Below are 17649 nucleotides of genomic sequence, written 5' to 3'. Positions count from 1 at the left end.
CTCAGTGCACGACGCCCGCGCCACCGCCGACCAATCCTCGGAAATCGCGAGCCAGACCAGCGCCGGCATGCAGCAGCAGTTCCGCGAAGTCGACCAGGTCGCCACTGCGTCCCAGGAGATGAGTGCCACCGCCCACGACGTCGCCAACAGCGCCGCCATGGCCGCCGATGCCGCCCGCGGCGCCGACGGTGCGACCCGCGATGGCTTGAGCGTGATCGACAACACCACCCGCCTGATCGACGAACTGGCCAGCGACATGAGCAGTGCCATGAGCCAGGTGGAAGGCCTGGCCGCCAGCAGCGAGCAGATCGGTTCGGTGCTGGAAGTGATCCGCGGCATCGCCGAGCAGACCAACCTGCTGGCACTCAACGCCGCCATCGAGGCGGCCCGCGCTGGTGAGGCCGGGCGCGGCTTCGCGGTGGTCGCCGACGAGGTGCGCAACCTTGCCAAGCGCACACAGGATTCGGTGGAGGAAATCCGCCAGGTCATCGAAGGTCTGCAGAACGGCACCCGCGATGTGGTGGGCGCCATGAGCAACAGCCACCGCCAGGCGCAGGACAGTGTGAGCCAGGTGGAACAGGCGGTAGCCGCGCTGAAGCGCATTGGCGATGCGGTGGGCGTGATCACCGACATGAACCTGCAGATCGCCAGCGCCGCCGAGGAACAGAGCGCGGTGGCCGAGGAGATCAACCGCAACGTGGCGGGCATCCGCGACGTGACCGAGTCGCTGTCGAGTCAGGCGCAGGAATCGGCGCAGGTCAGCCAGTCGCTGAACAAGCTGGCCAATCATCAGCAAGGGTTGATGGATCAGTTCCGCGTTTAAGGGCGATTCATTCGCGAGCGCCGATTTCCCAAGGGCGTTCGAACCGTAGGATGGTGTGGAGCGAAGCGATACCCATCGTTCGATTCGCCGTCCCCCGGAGCTCGGGCCTCCCCTCACCCCAGCCCTCTCCCGGAGGGAGAGGGGGCAGTCCGGCGCAGGCAGTGAGCTCGTCGCTCCATCTGCTCCATCGTCATCCAGCTAACTCCGATACGTCATCGCACTCCGAACGGTCCCCTCTCCCTCCGGGAGAGGGTTAGGGTGAGGGCCGCCCGCGCGCCGCTGCTCCCGTAGGAGCGGACTCCGTCCGCGATCCACCGGCAAGGCCGGCGCCAGGGCCGGTTCGCGAGCAAGCTCGCTCCTACAAGGTCCGCACCGAGCCTACCGGCTGAGGTAGGACCGAGGGGACGCCCAGTTCTTGCTCGCGAACCGCACGGCACCCTGCCAATCCAGGGCGAAATCCACCCCCAATAAATCCGATCACGCCACGCGCCGCGGCAACTCCACCACCACGCGCAGCCCACCCAGCTCGCTGCCGGCCAGCTTCAGGCTGCCGCCGCAGGCCGCGGCGATATCCCGTGCGATGCCCAGGCCCAGGCCATGCCCGGCTACCTGTTCATCCAGCCGGGTGCCACGCTCCAGCACGCTGTCGCGCTGATCTTCGGCAATGCCGGGGCCGTCGTCTTCCACGCTGAGCCGATAGCTCTCGGTGTTCTTTTCCACGGTCAGCCACACCTGGGCATCGGCCCATTTGCAGGCGTTGTCCAGCAGGTTGCCAAGCATCTCCAGCAGGTCTTCGCGATCGAACGGCAGGCGCGTGCCGGCCGGGCCCTGCCAATCGATAGAAAGGTGATCGCCGTGGATCAGCTTGAGCATCTCGCACAGGCTCGGCAGCTCGGCATCGCAGTCGAAGTGCGCGCCGGGCAGGGCTTCGCCCACCAACCGGGCGCGCCCCAGTTCGCGGGCCAGGCGCTGTTCGATCTGCTCCAGCTGCTCCTGCAGCACCCTGCGCAATTCGGGGTGTTCGCGCAGCTCCTCGCGGTCGGCCAGGCTGATCAGTACCGCCAGCGGTGTCTTCAGGGCATGGCCGAGATTGCCCAGCGCGTTGCGCGAACGCAGCAGGGTTTCCTCGGTGTGCTGCAACAGGTGGTTGACCTGCTCCACCAGCGGCTCCAGCTCCCGCGGCACCTGGCTGTCGAGCTGCGTGCGGCGACCTTCCTGCAACTGGGCGATCTGCTGACGTGCGCGCTCCAGGGGGCGCAGGGCACGGCGTACGGCAAAACCCTGGAACAGCAGGATCAGCAGCAACGCCAGCGCGCCGGCGCCCAGGCCGATATTGCGCAGGCGGTTGAAGCTCCTCAGCACGGGCGTGTAGTCCTGCGCCACGACGATGCTCAGCTTGCGCCCGTAACGCTTGTAGTCACCCCGGTAGACCAGCAGGCGCTGGCCTTCGGGGCCCTTTTCCAGCGCCTTGGCCAGGCCCTTGTCGCTGGGCAGGTTGATCTCGCTGTCCCACAGCGAACGGGAGCGCCAGTTCTGCTCGTCGAAGCGGATGACGAAATAGCGCCCGGAAAACAGCCGTTCGTAGGCCGCGTCGACCCGTTGGCCGTCCAGCTGCAACCCGGCCGGCCCACGCGTGATGGCCACCAGCAGGCTTTCCGCTTCGTCCTGCAGGCCGTTCACCAGGTAGCGGCGCAGGCCCTGGTCGAACAGCCAGAGCCCGGCCTGGACCAGCGCCAGGCCAAGCACCACCAGCACCACGCCCAGCCCGAGGCCGAGGCGGCGCTGGATCGACATCAATTGGCGGCCCCGTTGCCGGTGAAGCGATAGCCCTGGCCGCGGCGGGTCTCGATGATCTCGCGGCCCAGCTTGCGCCGCAGGTGGTTGATGTGCACCTCGATGACGTTGGAGTCGCGCTCGGTCTCGCCATCGTAGAGGTGCTCGGCGAGGTGCGACTTCGACAGCAGCTGGCCGGGGTGCAGCATGAAATAACGCAGCAGGCGGAACTCGGCGGAAGTCAGGTCGACCTCCTTGCCGCCCTGCTGCACACACTGCCGCGACTCGTCCAGGCTCAGCCCGGCCACTTCCAGCTGGCTCTGGTTGGCCAGCCCGCGGGCACGACGCAGCAGCGCCTGGATACGCAGCAGCAGCTCTTCGGGATGGAAGGGCTTGGTCAGGTAGTCATCGGCACCGGCCTTCAGGCCGTCAATGCGCTCGGCCCAGGAACCGCGCGCGGTGAGGATCAGCACCGGAATGGCCAGGCCCATGCCGCGCCACTCCTGCAGCACTTCCAGACCGGGACGGCCCGGCAGGCCGAGGTCGAGGATCACCAGATCGTAAGGCTCGCTGGCGCCCTGCACGGCGGCGTCGCGGCCGTCGGCCAGCCAGTCAACGGCATAGCCCTGGCGCGTCAGGGTCGCCAGCAGTTCGTCGGCCAGGGGCACATGGTCTTCCACCAGCAACAGGCGCATCAGTCGTCTTCCTTATCCTTGAGGATGCGGCCATCACGGGCATCCAGTTCCAGTTCGCGCACCACGCCGTCGACGGTGAGCAACTCCACTTCGTAAATGTAGTTGCCGTGCTCCTTTTCCAGCTCGGCTTCGAGCAAGCGCGAGCCGGGATAGCGGTTCATCGCGGCGGGAAGGATTTCCTCGAACGGGCGGATCACCCCTTCGCGGCTCAGGCGCAGGGCTTCGTCCTGGCTCAGGTCATGGGCCTGCGCGGCGCCGACCATGGCGAGCAACGCCAGGCCGAATAATCGCGCGCGGGACAGATCGGTCTTCATCAGTCGTCCTGGTGATCGGTGAGGACTTCGCCGGTAACCGCGTCCAGTTCGACGTCCCATTTGACGCCCTGGGCGTCCTTCAGGTCGACCTTGTACAGGTAGCGGCCGTGCTCCAGCTCAAGCTCGCTATCGTACACCGAACCGCCCGCATGCTTGGCCAGCGCGGTGCGGTTGAGCTCCTCGAAATTGCGGATGGTGCCGGCATCGCGCAGGCGCAGGGCCTCGTCCGGACCGATGTCGTGGGCCGTGGCGACGCCGGTGCCCAGCAGCAAGGCGGACAGCGCGGTCAGGGTCAGCAGCCATTTCATGGAGTACCTCCGTAGGAATTTCACTGCTGACAGGCTACGGCGAAGGACTTAACCCAAGCTGAATCGGCAAGACACATTCACCCCGTGAAGTATCCTTGATCCTTCCGTACAGGCTCTATAATCGCGGCCTGCCACAGCGAGGCCCGCATGACCGCCATCCAGATCAAGACCCCTGCCCTCACCCTCAAGGCCGGCGCCCGCGCGCTCCAACGCATCCGCGAGCAGGGCCTGTCCCCCGCCGATGTAGGAATCATCCCCGGTGCTGCCGGCGGCCCGAAAGCCCTGGGCATCCAGGGCCTGGACCTTGCGCTGTTTGGTGAATGGCTGCCGCGCGCGCCCCGCGAGCGCTCGCTGATCGGCGCTTCCATCGGCTCCTGGCGCTTCGCCAGCGCCTGCCTGCCCGACCCGGCCGCAGGCATCCGCCGCCTGGGCGAGCTCTACACCCAGCAGCGCTTTGCCCGCAACGCCAGCATCGGCGAGGTGTCGAAAAGCTGCGCGAAGATGCTCGACGACCTGCTCGGCGGCCACGACGCCAACGTGCTGGACAACCCCTGGTACCGCCTCAACGTGGTGGTGGTGAAGAGCCACGGCCGGCTGGCGCAGGACGGCAAGGCCAACCTCGGCCTGGGCCTGGGCGCAGTGATCCGCGACAACCTGGTCGGCCGCCGTCACCTGCACCGCCACTTCGAGCGGCTGATCATCCACGACGCCCGCCGCGCACCACCGCTGGAGGCGCTGTCGGACTTCCCCTCGCGCTACCTGCACCTGGGCCTGGCCAACCTGCGCCACGCCCTGCTCGCCTCCGGCTCCATCCCCATGGTCATGGAAGGCGTGCGCGACATTCCCGGTGCCGGACCCGGCACCTACCGCGACGGCGGCCTGCTGGACTACCACCTGGACCTGCCCTACCTGCCCGAAGGCGTGGTGCTCTACCCGCACTTCACCGACAAGGTCATCCCCGGCTGGTTCGACAAGGGCCTGCCCTGGCGCCGCGGCGACGCCGGCCGCCTGCAGGACGTCCTGCTGCTGGCACCGTCGAGGGAGTACCTGGCGGGGCTGCCGCACAACAAGCTGCCGGACCGGAAGGACTTCCACCGCTACCTCGGCGATGACGCGGGTCGCGAGCGTTATTGGCGCAAGGCGATGGACGAGAGCCGGCGCCTGGGCGACGAGTTCCTTGAATTGGTGGACAGCGGCAAGCTGGGCGAACGCCTGCAGCCGCTGACATAATCGGCGGTTTCGTCCTTCAGGCAGGGAACCGCCATGTCTCTACTCCGCAAACTCCAGACCCTTCCGCTGCTGGCCAGCCTCCTGCTGTGCGCCGTCGACACGCAAGCTGCGCTGGACGCGAAGGCGCAGCAGGAGGTCGGGCAATTGCTCACCTTCATCGGCCAGAGCGATTGCGTGTTCATCCGCAACGGCAGCGAATACCCCGCCAGCGAGGCTCGCGCGCATCTGCAGAAGAAGCTCGACTATCTGGAGAAGAAAGACCTTGTCAGCAGTGCCGAGGACTTCATCGAGCGCGCGGCATCCAAGAGCAGCATGAGCGGCAGGCGCTACGAGGTGAACTGCCCGGCCGGCAAGCAGGATGCCGGGGCCTGGCTGAACGACGAGCTCAAGCGGCTGCGTCAGGCCCGATAAGGCTATTGCGCACGTGCGTAGGAGCGGACTTCGTCCGCGATCGACCCGCGGCCGCTCAGCGGTGGGGAAGTCATCGCGGACAGAGTCCGCTCCTAAGCTGGCCGGAACGTGTACAAGCAGACCTTGCCCACGAACCGTTTCATGGGGAACTGCCGATCAAGGCCGTAGGGCGCATAACCCGGAACGGGTTATCCGCCGATTGCCTCATGGCGGATGGCTGATGGCGGACAACGCTGGCGCGTTATGCGCCCTACGATCCTGCACTAGGCTTCGCGATCAACTCGGTGCCGTGCCGTTCGCGAGCAAGCTCGCTCCTACAAGAGCACCCGCAGGCCTCCTGCAGGAGCGAGCTTGCTCGCGAACCGCCGATCAGCCCGGCTGCCCATCCACCCGCGGCTTCCAGAACATCGGCCCGTAGTGCCAGGTGAACAGCAGGAAAGCCGCCACCCAGCAAACCGCCGCGATGCTCAGGCCTTCCAGCGGCCACCAGATCACCAGCAGCACCCGCGCGACGACGCCCAGGTTGAGCAGCGCAAAGGCCCAGGCCATCACCTTCGGCGGCTGCAGCGGACGGCCGGTGTGGCCGAGGCTGACCCGCGCAACCATCGCCAGGATAAGCCCGCCGACGCCGCCCACGGTAAGCGCATGGATCGCCAGGCTCGGGTTGAAGGTCGGAGAGAAGTGCCACAGCGCCATGCCTGCCGGCGCCAGCAGCATCCACAGGTAGGCCAGGTGCAGCGACCAGAGCAGCGGCACGCCCCAGTAGTCCTTGTCATACCAGCGCCACAGGCGGATCAGATGCCCCACGGCCAGTGCGGCGAACATCAGGCCCACCAGCGGATGCGGGGTCAGGCCGATGCCGATAGCCGTCAACACCGCCACCAGCATCGTGCCGCCCAGCAGCGAATTATCCAGCCAGTTCCACGCCGGCACCTGGGCGCTGCGCCCCAGACCGCGCTGGGTGAAGAAGGGAATCACCCGGCCGCCGATCAGGCCCATCAGCGCCGCCACCAGCCAGAGAGCGCCCAATGCGCCGCCCCGCTGCCAGCTGTCGTTGCCGGTCCAGAGGCCGGCCATCACCAGTGCGTCGGCGAGCGTCAGCAGGCTCAGCACCGCGATGATCGGGTAGTTACGCTTCTGCCGCACCTGCCACAGGCTGCGGCCGATGAAGAAGGCCAGCGCCGGCAGGAACGCCAGTTCCAGCGCAGTGACCAGCCAGAGCGGAGCACCCACCAGCCAGCCCAGTCGCGCCGCCAGCCAGACCAGCGCCAGCAGCATCAAGGGTCTGCCGCTGACGCCGGGGCGGCCGGTCCAGGTCTGTACCGCGGTCAGCAGGAAGCCGGCGATGATCGCCGTGGCAAAGCCGAAGAGCATTTCATGCCGGTGCCAGGCCAGCAAGCCGCCCAGGGGTTGCCAGGCCGGCAGCACGCCGGCAAGGACCGCCGCCCAGGCCGCGATGCCGATCAGCGCAAACACTGCGCCGCCGAGGAAGAACGGGCGGAAGCCCAGGCGCCACAGCGGCGGGATGGTCAGCAGAGCCTTTCGATCAACCAGTAACACAGCAAGCCTCCCAGCCGTCCTTGCGCATCTGGTGCTGGGCGATCAGCCGCAGCACGTAACCCAGCTTCAATAATGTCGGGCCGAGGATGGTGAAGGCATGCGCTGCGACAATGCTTTGCAGGTTCAACTGGCCGTCGACGACATAGGCGCCGGCGATGCCCAGCAGCAGAAGCACCAGACCGCCGCTGAGCAACGACCAGGACATCGACAGGTTGCGTTGCGGGCAGGCAAAAAGACTTTCCATCACACACCTCCTCGGTTGCGCCGGCCCGCCCTCGGGCCGGCGCTCAGGTTCAGGCCTCCAGCGCGCTGGCCGGGCCGAAGAACTCGTAGTGGGACTGCTGCTCGGGCACGCCGATGTCGCGCAGGTGGCGCTTCACCTGGGCCATGAACGGCTTGGGCCCGAGGAAGTAGGCATCCAGGTCGCGGTCTTCCGGCAGCCAGTCGGCCAGCAGCTCACGGCTGAGGAAGCCTTCGACATGGGACGCGTCCTGCTCGCGCGGCTCGCTGTAGCAGAAGTAGTGCTTGAGCTGCGGATGCGCGTCGGACTGCGCCTCGACCCATTCGCGGAACGCATGCACGCCGCCGTGGCGGGCGCAGTGGATGAAGTGCACTTCGCGACCGGACTCCAGCGCCGGCTTGAGCATCGCCAGCGCCGGGGTGATGCCCACGCCCGCGGTGATCAGCGCCAGGGGCTTGTCGCCAGCGCGCAGGACGAAATCGCCGGCCGGCGGGAACAGGTCCAGCTCGTCGCCCACGCTCAGGCGGTCGTGCAGGTAGTTCGATACCTTGCCTTCGGGCTCGCGCTTGACGCTGATGCGGTACTCGCGGCCATTGGGCGCGTCGGACAGCGAATAGGTGCGGCGCACTTCTTCACCCGCGAGGTCCAGGGACAGGCCGATGTACTGGCCGGGCTGGAAGTCCAGCAGCGGCTCGCCGTCCAGCGGCTGGAAGTAGAAGGAGGTGATCTCCTCGCTCTCGGCTTCCTTGCGGGCGATACGGAAGCGCCGCGCGCCGCGCCAGCCACCCTGCTGCTGCTCGTTCTGCTGGTAGACCGACTCCTCCGCGCCGATCAGGATCTCGGCCAGTTGGCCGTAGGCGGCGGCCCAGGCGTCGATCACCGCGTCGGTGGCGATCTCCTCGCCCAGCACTTCACGGATCGCCCGCAGCAGGCAGCTGCCGACGATGGGGTAATGCTCCGGCTGGATCTGCAGGGCAACGTGCTTGTTGACGATCTTCGCCACCAGCGGGCCGAGCTGCTCCAGCTCATCGATATGGCGGGCGTACATCAGCACGCCGTTGGCCAGCGCGCGGGGCTGGTCGCCGGAGGCCTGGTGCGCCTGGTTGAACAGCGGACGAACTTCCGGGTACTCGCTGAGCATCATCTGGTAGAAGTGCTGGGTCAGGGTCTCGCCGCCGGTCTCCAGCAGCGGGACGGTGGCCTTGACCAGGGTACGGTGTTCGTTGGACAGCATGGACATCTCCTCGGGTTGGCCAGGCAGTGAGTGGGAGCTGCCTGTGCTTGCTGGAGGAGGTATTTCAGGAAGCGTGCCAATGCTGCAGCCCCGTATTTTCGGGCACCCTGAAGAAATATGAGTCATAATGACCTCAATTTTAATTAGTCAAAACGACTACAACGAGGTCAATATGACTCGCAATCCGTTGCTGGCCACCCTCCTCCCGCTGGTCGCTGACCTGTCCCGCGAGCTGCCCGATGACGAGCGCTACCGGCGCTTGCTGGAAGCCCTGCGCGGCCTGCTGCCCTGCGATGCCACGGCGCTGCTGCGCCTGGAAGGCGATCAACTGGTGCCACTGGCCGTCGACGGCCTGAGCCGGGATACCCTCGGCCGCCGCTTCAAGATCAGCGAACACCCGCGCCTGCGGGCCCTGATCGAGCATCCGGGGCCGACGCATTTCGCCGCCGACTGCGGCCTCCCCGATCCCTACGACGGCCTGGTGGAAGGCCTCCACGGCCACCTGGAAGTCCACGACTGCCTGGGTTGCCCGCTGCTGGTGGACGAGCAGCCCTGGGGACTGCTGACCCTCGATGCGCTGGACCCGGAGCGATTCTCCGCCAGCGATCTGGACAATCTCGAAGCCTTCGCCAGCCTGGCCGCCGCCACGGTCAAGGCCGGCCAGCGCATGCTCGATCTGCGGCTGCTCGCCGAGCACGAGCAGCAGCGCGCCGATGCCTACCAGCGCGCTTCCGGCGACCAGCCCAGGGAGCTGATCGGCCAGAGCAAGGCGCACCAGGCGCTGATGGGTGAAATCCAGGTGGTGGCCGGCAGCGACCTGAGCGTACTGATCACTGGCGAGACCGGCGTCGGCAAGGAACTGGTGGCCCAATCGATCCACGCCAACTCGTTGCGCCGCGGTAAACCGCTGATCAGCCTGAACTGCGCAGCACTGCCCGAATCCCTGGTGGAAAGCGAGCTGTTCGGCCACGTGCGCGGCGCCTTTTCCGGCGCCGTGGGCGCGCGAAGCGGCAAGTTCGAACTGGCCGATGGCGGCACCCTGTTCCTCGACGAAGTGGGCGAGTTGCCCCTGGCGATCCAGGCCAAGCTGCTGCGCGTGCTGCAGAGCGGCCAGTTGCAGCGCCTGGGCTCGGACCGCGAACACCATGTGGATGTGCGCCTGATCGCCGCCACCAACCGCGATCTGGCCGAGGAAGTCCGCGCCGGGCGCTTCCGCGCCGACCTCTACCATCGCCTGAGCGTCTACCCGCTGCGCGTGCCGCCGCTGCGCGAGCGCGGCAACGACGTGTTGCTGCTGGCCGGCTACTTCCTCGAGCAGAACCGCCCACGCCTGGGCCTGCGCAGCCTGCGCCTGACCCGCGAGGCCCAGGCAGCGCTGGCGAGTTACTCCTGGCCAGGCAATGTGCGCGAGCTGGAGCACCTGATCGGCCGCGCCTCACTCAGGGCCCTGGCGAACCATTCGCAGCGCTCGCGCATCCTCAGCCTGGGCGTCGACGATCTCACCTTGAACGCCTTGCAGCCCAGCGCCGATGAGCCCGCCGGCCACCCGCAGCAAAGCCCCCAGGACGCCGAACCCACTGGCGAACTGCGCCCGGCTACCGAGGCCTTCCAACGCCGCCTGATCAGCCAGAGCCTGGAACGGCATGCCGGCAATTGGGCCGCCGTGGCACGCGAGATGGGGCTGGACCGCGCCAACCTCAACCGCCTGGCGAAGCGCCTGGCGATCAAGTGAGCCGCTGGCCGGGTCCACCGGCCCGGCCAGCGCGATAGTGGTAGACTGTGCGCCCATTTTCCGGCCGGTCCGTCTTCTGACCGGCGATCGTCACAGAGCACGCTATCTTGGAACTGTTCAAGGGTTCCACGTTCTCTTACCTCCCAAAACCGCCGAGAACCTGAATCCTCGCCGAGCAAGCGATATCGCTTTATACGCAGTGTCGGCGAGTGTCATGCGGGACCTTCCCAGCCCACGCTATTTAGTACATCCTCCAGTACATCGAACTGAACCGACTGGGTGAATGTACTGATGGCGCTCACGGACACCGCCGTGCGGCAGGCCAAGCCGAAGGAAAAGGCTTACACGCTTGCTGACTCTCTCGGGCTAACCCTCTATATCGCTGCCAATGGCGTGAAAAGCTGGCACTTCCGCTTCACCTGGCTGGGAAAGCAGGCCCGCATATCATTGGGGACCTACCCAGAAATCGGATTGAAGGAGGCACGAGTTCGCCGGGATGAGGCGCGAGAAGACGTTGCGAACGGGGTCGACCCGCGCGAATCAAGGAAGGAGGCGAAGGAAGGCCAGATCGAGGCCCATGGACAGACCTTCAAGAAGGTCTATGAGGAATGGTTCAGATTCAGGGAGGGGACTATTGCGGCGGGGACTAGGAAGGGAATTCGAATCGCGATGGAGAATGACGTGTTGCCTGCTTTCGGCCAGCGGCAGATCACGTCTATACGGCGCGCGGATATCATCGCGCTGATCAGAAAGATCGAGGCAAGAAGTGCCATTACCTCAGCCGTGAAGACGCGCCAGTGGATCGGACAGGTATTCAAGTACGCTATTGCGACCGGCGTAACTGAGTCGAACCCAACGGCAGAGATGCACGCCGTCACCGAGAAGATCAATACCTACAAACATCGTCCCTTCGTCGACTTCGCTGAGATGCCGAAGATCATGAAAGCTATTCTCGAGTGCGAAACCGGCCATATGTACGTCACGGCGACGCTGCTGATGATCTACACAGCCTGCCGCCCTGGCGAGGTTCGATATGCGGAATGGGCTGAGATCGATCTACCATCCGCTACCTGGACCATTCCAGCTGCCCGGATGAAGATGCGTCGCGACCATGTCATCCCGCTGTCGCGCCAAGCGGTCCAACTGCTGGAATCCATGCTCCCCTTCTCCAAGGGATTCCGCTATGTCTTCCCGAACCGCAGCGACGTGAGCAGACCCATGGGCACGAACTACGCCACGATGACCATGGACTCATGCGGATATCGTGGTCGGCAATCGCCACACGGGTTCCGACATATGTTTTCGACCGAAATGAACCACCGCGGCTACAACCGAGACTGGATTGAGCGGCAGTTAGCCCATGCCGACTCAAGCTTCATCCGCGAGACCTACAACCACGCCACCTACCTTGAGCAGCGGCGCGGCATGATGCAGGACTGGGCGGATGCAATCAGCACTTGACCCCGCCTAGCCCGTTCTGGGCGCCCTACCCCTTCCTCTTCTCGTACCGCCCCATGTTCCACTCGTTGGCCAGCAGCGTCTTCAACTGATGAATGGCGACGGAGCTACCGCCAACCTTTTCCCGGTACTGCGCATGGATCGCCTCGAAGTGATCGTGCACTTCCGCCAGGACGCGACGGGAATGCTCCACCTCCAGCAGTAGCCGGCGGATGTCCTGGTCGCGATGCTTAACCCATAGGGCGCGCATCTCGTCCTTCAGGATTGGTTCGAATCTGGTGAGCTTGCTCATGACGACCTCATAACTGTATGCGCATACAGTACAGAGTCACGCCATGGCGTCACAGTGGCTATCGATCAGCGGATTCCGTCGTAAGCCGCTTCGCAGGCCAGCCCTCTCACTCGGGATTCGTCAGCTGCTTCTGCGTAGACACCCGCCATGCGGTCAACCTCTCCAAGCATGTCGGCAAGCACTCTGGCGCGCTGGGCTGCTGCCTTGCTTGCGGCGGCAGTGCAGGAATGGCGGCCGGCTTCAGCTGCAGCAATCCGGTCGGCGTACTTGGCGGCTGCGTCCCGCACGCGCTGATCAGCAGCGGCACTAGAATTAGCGCGCACCTGGTCAATCTTCCTATCTGCATCCTCGATCACCTTGTTGACGGATAGTTGACGGCGCTGCTCTTCGGCGTGCTCTCTGGCTTCGAAGGCCTCGGCGGCCTGCTGGTCTGCCTTCTCGTGCTGGTCCCACTTGGCCTGCCAGGCGGCATCCGTGCGCTCGCTCCCTTCGTGCCAGCCGCCGGCAGCAGCCAGAAACAGCGCCAGGCCGGCCAGCAGCGGCTTCCAGTTTGTGAGCAGCCAGGTCATGCAACTACCCCGCCCGCAGCACGGTATTGCTGCACCAGGTCTTCAAGGCGGTGCTCGCGTTGTTGGTAGCCGGCACCAGGAAGCGATGCCCATAAGTTCCGGCACTTCGCGATGGCATCGCGTACCCGGCCAGCCTGGATATCACCCAGCGCGCCGCGCTCGCGTATCTGCTGGATGGCCACGCGGTCCTGACTTTCAGGGCTGAAGTCCTTCAATTGCAGGAGGTCGCGGTACGGCTTCCACCAGCGGAACAGCAGCTGGTAACGACCGGCGGCAGTGGACGCCAAGCCTTTGCTGTTGACCTTCACGAGGATGTTCGGATGACCGGCGTAGTTGCTGAAAACGTTCGGCGAATCCAGCCCGCCGACAATCACGTCATAGCCGTCGTCCTTGGTGTAGCGGCTGGTCCGCGTCCCTTCCGACCAGGCCAGCATATCCAGGAAGGCGAGCACGTTCTTTCCGCCAGCAGCGGATGCGCTGATTCGAGCCATGTTTTCTCCAGGCGAAAAAAAGCCCGCGCTTGGCGGGCTATTTAGTTGATGACTACTCAGTTATTCGTTGCACTGAGCTTGGCCGGAGACGATCGAAATCGCCCCCATGCCTTCAACAGCAAGCTGTTCGCTGGCTTTTCGTATGCGCTATGGAGTACGCAGGATATACCAAGAACAAGCACAACCATCAGCGCTAACTGCGCAGCAACCGATGCAGGGTCATTGATATCGTAACTGAAGTACCTTCCTGTCACATAACCCAAGAACATCAAATGAACCATATAAAGACAGAAGGATGCCTCACCAAGATATACAAACACCTTTCCACTCAAAATTCTGGAAATCACTCCGCGCCCATAAGCAAAAACAAAGACACAAAATGTCATGGGCGCCAGATAAAACAGATCAAAACGCAAGTTTTGCGGAATATTCAACTTAATTGCAGCAACCATTGATGCCACAATAAAAATAACACTACCCACCTCTAAGCAGCTTGCAGTTCGCCAATTAAGCCAGGCGGCACTATTGGCATCGTATATCCGAAAAATCAAAATGCCGATGAGAAAGTCGATCAAGCGCGCGGCCGGATTTACGTCAAATACCCAGTATTGGGTAACGTCTAAATATACAAGTTGCAGAACAGCCAGGACAACTAGATATAAAACGATCATCCAGACTATCGCTCGAGTACTGAAAAACACTAGGAACATGAATGCCAGGTAGAAAAAGACCTCACAGGAGAGGCTCCACGACACAGCATTAAACCCCCAGAACACTGACATTTCCGGGTGCCAAGCTTGAAGCAACGTGGCGTTCAGGAGGAAGTGAAATTTGTCAACATACTCGAACCCGCCAACAAACAATGTGGCAAACACAACCAGAAGCAAAATATGCACCGGATAAATTCTGGCAAAACGCTTATATAGAAAACCCAACTTATTGAACGGCTTACTATCTGGATTATAACTATAAGAGATAATGAACCCAGAGAGGATATAGAAGAACCCTACGAAAGCTGCACCTTCCAGCGTAAACACTCGCACAACATCAACCAGATAACTGGAGGTTTCTTTTGTCCCCTGAAAGAAGTGGCATAGAAAAACACCAAAGGCAGCAAAAAATCTTAACGACGTTAACTGCCTAAGCTTCATATCCATGCCGTTCCAGATAAAAATCGCGACACTTATACCAAAAAAACTATGGCTTTGGAATACCTGCCAACTCACCGGATAACTTTATGAACGCTTCAACTCTTGGATCATGCTCAGCCACCTCACCTTGATTCGGATAGGCTTCATCATCTTGGCGGCAGCTGAAGATTGAAACTACCTCGCGCTCTTCTTCACTTTCGAACTGAACAAACATAGCTCCCCCTAAAACTCATATGAAGAAATATCAATATTAATAGAATTGGGAGCCCCATTCGCCCCCCAGAACATTTTTTGAGCGGCCGCCAGGCTCAAATTAAAGTTACACCGAATAAACGGATTAGCTCCAGTGGAGGCCGAATTTATAGACGACATTTGATATCCGCACCCAACAATGTCCGCAGCAATAAAAAAGTTGAGGGCAGAGGCTCCGCTAGAACCAATTCCCAGCATTCCGCCAATCGCCAATGCATTTCGGGGAACAACCCCCGCAATGGAAAGAGAGGTTAACGATGCTACGGCAGTTGACGTCGAGAGAACGTTCCTGAACATGAAACCGACTTTCCGTCCAGACTGCGAGGCGGCCAGGAATTGACTGCTGGCGTTGGTCGGCCAGACGCTGACGAGCGACGAAGCAGTGTACCCGGCAGGCATGTTAGCGCCACCGTACACCTCGGGCGCAGTAATGCTGGTTGCGTTCACGCCCAGCAGCGCGCTCGCCCTCGTGGTCGGGTTGTAAATAGCGTAGATCGCCACGAAGCCATTCACCGGCGCGGTGCCGGTATCCATCCCTCCGGCTCCAGTCGTCGCAAGGTTGATTGTCTTGCTGAAGCTCGGAAGGCGGTATGCCAAGCCACCCAGTGCGCTTTCAAGGATCACTTCATCTGCCGTGAACGTCCCGCTGGCTGCGGCGGCCGACAGATATGCCTTCAGGTTACGCGCGGTGCCTACAACACCAGGGAGTTGACTGAACTGCACGGCATGCTGGCTCCGCGTAGCTGGGGTGCACTGCATTGCGCCGCCCGAACTTGCAACAAGAACCCAAGAGCCGCCAGCAATGGAGCTGTTCCATTGAACCCACACGTCGCCATTGGCAGCAATCTCACCTCCCTGCAGAGCGGCATGGGCAAGGCCCACAATGGGTTTTGCGCCTGTGCCATTGGGGTTGAAGGTGCTCGCGCCAGTATTGGCAGTCTTCGCCTTGAACTTCAGGACCATGCCGTCCACGAGCGAACCGATGGCCGGCGTATAGGCAACGACGTAGACATTCGCGGCGCCGGTGTCGGTGCCGAACACCGCGACGCCTGCCTGACTCAGGGCCTTGATGGAGGCAGTCAGTTGGCTGAACTGTGACTTGCTCGGCGTGATACCGGCCGCGGTGATGGTGTTCAGCAGTTCCATCATGATGGCATTCAGGAATTCAGCTGGAACGATAGTCGCGGCAATGCCGGTGGCTGGGTTGCCGTCAGTAAAGTAGCCGGCAGTTCCGGAGGAGGTGCTGGCGGGCTGCGTCCCTGCAGCCGATGGAATGTCGATTTGATACATAGGATCTCGCCTGGCTGAGTTGATGCAAAAAAGCCCGCACTCGGCGGGCTCGGGAGGATGTAGCTCGGACTAGACAACGCCGGGCGTATAGTGAAACTGGAGGATCGTATGGGCCGGAGCGGATGCACTGAGCTCGCACTCGAGCACCTTGTTCCCCCAACTCCCCAGTGGCTCACCCGCCGTAGACTGGCCGGCTCTGAAATGAATCACGGTGTCAGTCGATGCATTTACCGCCCAGGTGAAGAACCAGTCTTCATCGCCCAGTTGTTGACCGCACGCGCTCTGCCCACATCGAAATGGTGCGAACTGGGTGATGGTGACGGCGTAACCAAGACCGGCGGCGAAGGCCACAAAGAAGGCAATCGACTGTCCACCACTGTTCGCGAGCCGTGCTATCACCTGATTGCGGCGCGCCTGGATTGTTGGAGACGGCCCAGCACAGGGGTCAGGCAGTCCAAGCGTTGACTCCCACTCCGGCAGCATATCCGTTGCCGTTGCAGGGAACGCCCCGGCCAGCAGGCTCATCGCCGAATAACTCAGGCGCTGGAACGTGGGGGCGAAGCAGGAAACGGCCTGCACCTGTACCGAACCTGGCTCACGCTGCCACACGCGCCCACGGGGCAGCAGCCCAAGCAGCGCCGAGGTGAAGTCGGCGCTCGTGAATGATGGCTTGCTCATGATCAGATAAAGCTCACTGTGCCCAGGACCGGCAAGCGGCCGGCGACATTGACCAGGTTCCCGGTCGGCGAGGTGATGACGAACCCTTCAGTCCCTGAGATCGCTGCGATGGCGGACTCTATCGCCGATAGTGGAACCATCGAGCCGTCATTCAGCGGTGCCCCGTGCTCCAGAAAAACCTCACGGATGGCAGCTGCGATGGCGGACCGGGTGGTGGGCGTCGAGCTGTTCAGGCCGGTGATCGTGAAGTTGGTGATCGCCGGCAGCGGTGCACAGACGTAGACCATCGCGGTAACCGGCTGCTCAACGAAGATGCTATTAGCGACGATCAGTTGATCACCGGTAGCTGTGCTGCCAACGGTGGCCCTATTGTCACTGCTAGAGATGCCGTCGGTTCCCTGAGGGAATCCGTCGTGGCTCGCGTTCGCATCGTCGAGCATCACGAATACCACCACTGTGCCGGCACCAAAGCCACGAGGCTGACACCAGGCCCGCGTCACTCCAGGCACCGCGCGCGCCCACTCGGGGTAGTCAGTCGCAGAGCCGCCATCCGGAGTGTTTTGATAGGCCGCGAGCATGCGCTGGAATAGGCTCTCGTCGTCCTCCTGATCGGCGCCCCCAGTGATTGCCTGTGTCACAACGCCGCTGGAAGCGACTCCCGTCACGGCAGACCCCAGCGTCATCAGACTACCGGCGTCCGTATTGCCATTGGCGCCCGGAACATCGGCCAGCACGCTCACCACCACCGTGCCTGCCCCGGTGACCGTCGCGGGTGCGCTGATCGTGTACGTCACTGAGTCGCCACGCACGACCTCAGTACCGGCATCGAGCAGCTTCCCCGGCGTGCCTTGAAAGGTCGCTTGGCCACCAGCGGAAGACGCTGGCTTGCGATAGACCTTTTTCAGTGCTGCCCACGCCTCGAGGAACTCCCCTGTCGCGGTGTACGGCACCGCCTGCTTGGCGATCCAGTCAAGATACCCGTAGTTGAGATGGGCCAGGCCAGCCAGAGCGGTGCCCAGCACGTTCATGTTCGAGAAGCGCAGCAGCCCATCAACCGTCGGCAATCCTGCCGTGATGTCCGCGGCAACTTGCCCGCGCAGGTCGGAGAGTGTGGGGCGGGTATAGGGCATTGGGTGCTCCAGAAAGA

Annotated in this window: 20 protein-coding genes; 5 read left to right on the top strand and 15 right to left on the bottom strand. The window is 63.1% G+C overall.

Annotation, left to right across the window (positions count from 1 at the left end; genetic code table 11):
- Positions 1-67: 67 nt before the first annotated feature.
- Positions 68-823 (top strand): methyl-accepting chemotaxis protein, encoded by a 756-nt coding sequence (locus tag HNP46_RS36170; RefSeq protein WP_371318985.1) that lies wholly within the window; start codon positions 68-70, stop codon positions 821-823.
- Between the two features lie 477 nt (positions 824-1300).
- Here the strand turns inward: HNP46_RS36170 and HNP46_RS10945 are convergent, their stop codons facing one another.
- From HNP46_RS10945 to HNP46_RS10930, 4 genes are read right to left on the bottom strand one after another with little or no spacing between them, the layout of a single operon-like run.
- Positions 1301-2620, bottom strand: a complete 1320-nt coding sequence (locus tag HNP46_RS10945; protein ID WP_184588700.1) for a sensor histidine kinase — start codon at positions 2618-2620, stop codon at positions 1301-1303.
- Positions 2617-3291 (bottom strand): response regulator transcription factor, encoded by a 675-nt coding sequence (locus HNP46_RS10940; RefSeq protein WP_184588698.1) that lies wholly within the window; start codon positions 3289-3291, stop codon positions 2617-2619. The genes HNP46_RS10945 and HNP46_RS10940 overlap by 4 nt, the downstream gene beginning before the upstream one ends.
- Positions 3291-3605 carry a PepSY domain-containing protein gene (locus HNP46_RS10935; protein ID WP_184588696.1) on the bottom strand — a complete coding sequence of 105 codons (315 nt, stop codon included), beginning with the start codon at positions 3603-3605 and terminating at the stop codon, positions 3291-3293. Before HNP46_RS10935 ends, HNP46_RS10940 begins: the two co-directional genes overlap by 1 nt.
- Positions 3605-3913, bottom strand: coding sequence for a PepSY domain-containing protein (locus tag HNP46_RS10930; RefSeq protein WP_184588694.1), 309 nt, complete (start codon positions 3911-3913; stop codon positions 3605-3607). Before HNP46_RS10930 ends, HNP46_RS10935 begins: the two co-directional genes overlap by 1 nt.
- Positions 3914-4060: 147 nt before the next feature.
- On the opposite strand from HNP46_RS10930, the gene HNP46_RS10925 reads away from it, so the two are divergent.
- Entirely contained in the window at positions 4061-5143 is a 1083-nt protein-coding gene (locus HNP46_RS10925; RefSeq protein WP_184588692.1) for a patatin-like phospholipase family protein, read from the top strand.
- A gap of 33 nt (positions 5144-5176) precedes the next feature.
- Entirely contained in the window at positions 5177-5554 is a 378-nt protein-coding gene (locus HNP46_RS10920) for a DUF5329 domain-containing protein (RefSeq protein ID WP_184588689.1), read from the top strand.
- 369 nt (positions 5555-5923) lie between these two features.
- On the opposite strand, the gene HNP46_RS10915 is transcribed toward HNP46_RS10920, so the two are convergent.
- From HNP46_RS10915 to hmpA, 3 genes are read right to left on the bottom strand one after another with little or no spacing between them, the layout of a single operon-like run.
- Entirely contained in the window at positions 5924-7114 is a 1191-nt protein-coding gene (locus HNP46_RS10915) for an NnrS family protein (protein WP_184588687.1), read from the bottom strand.
- On the bottom strand, positions 7101-7358 hold the full coding sequence (locus HNP46_RS10910; RefSeq protein ID WP_184588685.1) for a transmembrane sensor/regulator PpyR: 258 nt from the start codon (positions 7356-7358) through the stop codon (positions 7101-7103). The genes HNP46_RS10915 and HNP46_RS10910 overlap by 14 nt, the downstream gene beginning before the upstream one ends.
- Positions 7359-7407: 49 nt before the next feature.
- Positions 7408-8589 carry an NO-inducible flavohemoprotein gene (gene hmpA, locus HNP46_RS10905; RefSeq protein ID WP_184588683.1) on the bottom strand — a complete coding sequence of 394 codons (1182 nt, stop codon included), beginning with the start codon at positions 8587-8589 and terminating at the stop codon, positions 7408-7410.
- A gap of 172 nt (positions 8590-8761) precedes the next feature.
- On the opposite strand from hmpA, the gene norR reads away from it, so the two are divergent.
- Positions 8762-10321, top strand: coding sequence for a nitric oxide reductase transcriptional regulator NorR (norR, locus tag HNP46_RS10900; protein ID WP_184588681.1), 1560 nt, complete (start codon positions 8762-8764; stop codon positions 10319-10321).
- A 291-nt stretch (positions 10322-10612) separates the two neighbouring features.
- Complete coding sequence (locus HNP46_RS10895) at positions 10613-11782, top strand: tyrosine-type recombinase/integrase (protein WP_184588743.1); 1170 nt, start codon at positions 10613-10615, stop codon at positions 11780-11782.
- A gap of 25 nt (positions 11783-11807) precedes the next feature.
- Here the strand turns inward: HNP46_RS10895 and HNP46_RS10890 are convergent, their stop codons facing one another.
- The 8 genes from HNP46_RS10890 to HNP46_RS10855 form a co-directional block, all read right to left on the bottom strand.
- A complete protein-coding gene (locus tag HNP46_RS10890; RefSeq protein WP_184588679.1) occupies positions 11808-12071 on the bottom strand; it encodes a hypothetical protein in 264 nt (87 codons plus the stop codon).
- Between the two features lie 65 nt (positions 12072-12136).
- Positions 12137-12640 carry a DUF2514 family protein gene (locus HNP46_RS10885; protein ID WP_184588677.1) on the bottom strand — a complete coding sequence of 168 codons (504 nt, stop codon included), beginning with the start codon at positions 12638-12640 and terminating at the stop codon, positions 12137-12139.
- Positions 12637-13131, bottom strand: a complete 495-nt coding sequence (locus HNP46_RS10880) for a glycoside hydrolase family 24 protein (protein WP_184588675.1) — start codon at positions 13129-13131, stop codon at positions 12637-12639. Before HNP46_RS10880 ends, HNP46_RS10885 begins: the two co-directional genes overlap by 4 nt.
- Positions 13132-13187: 56 nt before the next feature.
- Positions 13188-14288 carry an acyltransferase family protein gene (locus tag HNP46_RS10875; RefSeq protein ID WP_184588673.1) on the bottom strand — a complete coding sequence of 367 codons (1101 nt, stop codon included), beginning with the start codon at positions 14286-14288 and terminating at the stop codon, positions 13188-13190.
- 40 nt (positions 14289-14328) lie between these two features.
- Positions 14329-14496, bottom strand: a complete 168-nt coding sequence (locus HNP46_RS10870; protein ID WP_184588671.1) for a hypothetical protein — start codon at positions 14494-14496, stop codon at positions 14329-14331.
- 8 nt (positions 14497-14504) lie between these two features.
- The gene (locus HNP46_RS35670; protein WP_221454847.1) at positions 14505-15824 is read right to left on the bottom strand and encodes a hypothetical protein; all 1320 of its coding nucleotides are present in this window, start codon (positions 15822-15824) and stop codon (positions 14505-14507) included.
- Between the two features lie 69 nt (positions 15825-15893).
- Positions 15894-16502 carry a YmfQ family protein gene (locus HNP46_RS10860; RefSeq protein ID WP_184588669.1) on the bottom strand — a complete coding sequence of 203 codons (609 nt, stop codon included), beginning with the start codon at positions 16500-16502 and terminating at the stop codon, positions 15894-15896.
- 2 nt (positions 16503-16504) lie between these two features.
- Complete coding sequence (locus HNP46_RS10855; protein ID WP_184588667.1) at positions 16505-17632, bottom strand: baseplate J/gp47 family protein; 1128 nt, start codon at positions 17630-17632, stop codon at positions 16505-16507.
- Positions 17633-17649: the final 17 nt, after the last annotated feature.

It is taken from the genome of Pseudomonas nitroreducens, from assembly GCF_014204515.1.
In the GTDB taxonomy this organism is placed as follows: domain Bacteria; phylum Pseudomonadota; class Gammaproteobacteria; order Pseudomonadales; family Pseudomonadaceae; genus Pseudomonas; species Pseudomonas nitritireducens_A.
Note: the sequence above shows the minus strand (reverse complement) of the source record. Positions and strands in the feature narration are given on the sequence as shown.

Coding starts and splice junctions, on each gene's coding strand:
- HNP46_RS10890 (WP_184588679.1), bottom strand. CDS start 12,071: ATGAGCAAGCTCACCAGATTCGAACCAATCCTGAAGGACGAGATGCGC.
- HNP46_RS10940 (WP_184588698.1), bottom strand. CDS start 3,291: ATGCGCCTGTTGCTGGTGGAAGACCATGTGCCCCTGGCCGACGAACTG.
- HNP46_RS10925 (WP_184588692.1), top strand. CDS start 4,061: ATGACCGCCATCCAGATCAAGACCCCTGCCCTCACCCTCAAGGCCGGC.
- HNP46_RS10910 (WP_184588685.1), bottom strand. CDS start 7,358: ATGGAAAGTCTTTTTGCCTGCCCGCAACGCAACCTGTCGATGTCCTGG.
- HNP46_RS10885 (WP_184588677.1), bottom strand. CDS start 12,640: ATGACCTGGCTGCTCACAAACTGGAAGCCGCTGCTGGCCGGCCTGGCG.
- norR (WP_184588681.1), top strand. CDS start 8,762: ATGACTCGCAATCCGTTGCTGGCCACCCTCCTCCCGCTGGTCGCTGAC.
- HNP46_RS10930 (WP_184588694.1), bottom strand. CDS start 3,913: ATGAAATGGCTGCTGACCCTGACCGCGCTGTCCGCCTTGCTGCTGGGC.
- HNP46_RS10895 (WP_184588743.1), top strand. CDS start 10,613: ATGGCGCTCACGGACACCGCCGTGCGGCAGGCCAAGCCGAAGGAAAAG.
- HNP46_RS10880 (WP_184588675.1), bottom strand. CDS start 13,131: ATGGCTCGAATCAGCGCATCCGCTGCTGGCGGAAAGAACGTGCTCGCC.
- HNP46_RS10935 (WP_184588696.1), bottom strand. CDS start 3,605: ATGAAGACCGATCTGTCCCGCGCGCGATTATTCGGCCTGGCGTTGCTC.
- HNP46_RS36170 (WP_371318985.1), top strand. CDS start 68: ATGCAGCAGCAGTTCCGCGAAGTCGACCAGGTCGCCACTGCGTCCCAG.
- hmpA (WP_184588683.1), bottom strand. CDS start 8,589: ATGCTGTCCAACGAACACCGTACCCTGGTCAAGGCCACCGTCCCGCTG.
- HNP46_RS10920 (WP_184588689.1), top strand. CDS start 5,177: ATGTCTCTACTCCGCAAACTCCAGACCCTTCCGCTGCTGGCCAGCCTC.
- HNP46_RS10875 (WP_184588673.1), bottom strand. CDS start 14,288: ATGGATATGAAGCTTAGGCAGTTAACGTCGTTAAGATTTTTTGCTGCC.
- HNP46_RS35670 (WP_221454847.1), bottom strand. CDS start 15,824: ATGTATCAAATCGACATTCCATCGGCTGCAGGGACGCAGCCCGCCAGC.
- HNP46_RS10870 (WP_184588671.1), bottom strand. CDS start 14,496: ATGTTTGTTCAGTTCGAAAGTGAAGAAGAGCGCGAGGTAGTTTCAATC.
- HNP46_RS10855 (WP_184588667.1), bottom strand. CDS start 17,632: ATGCCCTATACCCGCCCCACACTCTCCGACCTGCGCGGGCAAGTTGCC.
- HNP46_RS10860 (WP_184588669.1), bottom strand. CDS start 16,502: ATGAGCAAGCCATCATTCACGAGCGCCGACTTCACCTCGGCGCTGCTT.